Source organism: Specibacter sp. NPDC078692 (genome assembly GCF_040686835.1).
GTDB lineage: Bacteria > Actinomycetota > Actinomycetes > Actinomycetales > Micrococcaceae > Specibacter.
In genome coordinates this window covers 1-2,183 of record NZ_JBFBLV010000066.1, presented here as the reverse complement: position 1 = coordinate 2,183, position 2,183 = coordinate 1, and the positions used below count along the sequence as shown (strand labels likewise).

The window sequence follows — 2,183 nt, the reverse complement described above, 5'->3', positions numbered from 1 at the left end:
ATTGACGCTGCCGGCCCCGCGTTGATTCTGGAACTGGAAAGCCTGCTCCGCGTTGAGGAGGGATCAAGGCTGACTGCGTGGGAGCGGCTGCGAACCGGACCGGCGAGGGTATCGGTGCCGGAGTTGTTGCGGCAGTTGGAGCGGCTGGTTCTCTTGCGGGCATTGGGTGCCGGGTCCATCGATGTGGAGATGGTCCCCGAGGGCCGGATGAATGCCCTGGCCCGCTACGGGTTGGCGGGCAAGGCCTCATCGCTTCGAGGACTATCGGGACAGCGCCGGGGTGCGACACTGCTTTGTGCCGTGCGCGCATTGACGTCGGAGGTTGCCGATGATTTGTGTGATGCTCTGGATGCCATTGTTACCGAACGCGTTCTGCGCAAGGCAACCAGGGAATCCAGTGCGGCTCGGTTGAAGTCCCTGCCCCGTTTGTCCAAGGCCTCACTGCAATTGGCGAAGGCCGCGAAAACGCTGGTCGAGGTGTTGGACAACACGGAGTATTCCGGCGCAGAGGCCGCCTCGGTGCTGGCCGATCAGGTTTCCTTGTCCGAGCTACGCGCCGCGCTGGAGGTGGTGAACGAAGTGGTGAATCCCGACGGTGCCGAGGCTGACACCGCGGCCGAGATGCTGCGCCGGTTCGCCACCGTGCGCTCGTTCCTGCCGGCGTTGGCCACCGCGGCACCCTTCGGGGCCACCGTGGGCGGGACGCCAACGTTGGCGGCACTGACAGCGCTTCCGGAGGTTCTGGACGGCCGCAAGAAAGACCCTGCCGAGGTTGATCTGTCCGTACTCTCTCCAACTTGGCATCGCCTTGTCACGGCTTCGGAGGAAATCGACCGCAAGGCCTACACGGTGGCAGTGACGGTGGCCGTCCACAAGGCGCTGCGGCGCCGGGACATCTTCGTGGTGGGCGGGCGGCGCTGGGGAGACCCTCGGGCGCGGTTGCTGACCGATCCGGCGTGGCAGGCCACCAAAAAAGAGACCTTGAGGGCACTCCAGCTGCCGGAAGAGCCAACGGAGCATCTGGCTGGTGTGCGCCACCGCCTTGATGCCCGATATCGTGCGGTGGCTGAGCAGTTGGCCGACAATCCAACGGTACGGATTGATGATGCCGGCAAAGTCCACCTCTCACCCCTGGAGGCCAAAACGGTCCCGGAGTCCCTGACGCAGTTGCGGGGGCTGGTCTCCGGGATGCTGCCGCGGGTGGACCTGCCCGATGTGCTGCTGGAAGTGCATTCCTGGACGGGGTTCCTCTCGGAATTCAGCCACGTCTCGGAGGCCTCCGCGAGGATGGGCCAGCTCAGCGTCTCGGTCGCAGCCCTCCTGGTGGCCGAGGCCTGCAACGTCGGACTCACACCGGTGGTAAGGGATGGCCACCCCGCCCTGACACGTGGACGCCTGAGCCACGTCGACCAAAACTATGTGCGTGCCGATACGCTGCGCGCGGCCAACGCCCGCCTGATCAAGGCCCAGTCCGGTCTCGGACTCGCGCAACGCTGGGGCACAGGCCTGCTGGCGTCCGTCGACGGGATGCGGTTCGTGGTGCCGGTGGCCACCGTCAATGCCGGGGCGAATCCGCGCTACTTCGGCCAGGGCCGCGGCCTGACCTGGCTGAACTATCTCAACGACCAGGTCTCCGGCCTGGGCGCCGTCGTGGTTCCGGGAACGGTCCGCGATTCCCTGCACATTCTCGATGGGCTGCTCGATCTTGACGGCGGCCAACGCCCCGAGATGGTCGCCACTGACACGGCCTCCTACTCGGACCAGGTCTTCGGGCTTTTCACGCTGCTCGGATATCGGTTCTCACCCCGACTGGCCGGGTTGCCGGACCAACGGTTCTGGCGCATCGACGCCACGGCGGATTATGGGAAGCTGAACGCGGTGGCCGGCCGCAACCGCATCAACCTGGATCTCATCACGTCGAACTGGCCGGACATGCTCCGCCTTGCCGGGTCCCTGACTGCCGGGACCGTGCGTGCCTCGGAAGTCCTGCGGGTCACCCAGGGAGGCGGGGCACCGACGCTGCTCGGGAAGGCGTTGGCGGAGTACGGGAGGATTGCCAAGACCGAGCATCTGTTGGACTTCATCGATGCCGATGAGGGGTACCGCCGGCAAATCCATACCCAGTTGACTGTGCAGGAATCCCGGCATGCCCTGGCCAGACTCATCTTCCACGGCAGGAGGGG

At 65.7% G+C, this 2,183-nt stretch carries 1 protein-coding gene; it reads left to right on the top strand.

Annotated elements, in window-relative coordinates:
• Positions 1–2,183, top strand: a 2,183-nt coding sequence (locus AB0O97_RS20200; protein ID WP_363885052.1) for a Tn3 family transposase, incomplete at both ends; no start/stop codon positions are given.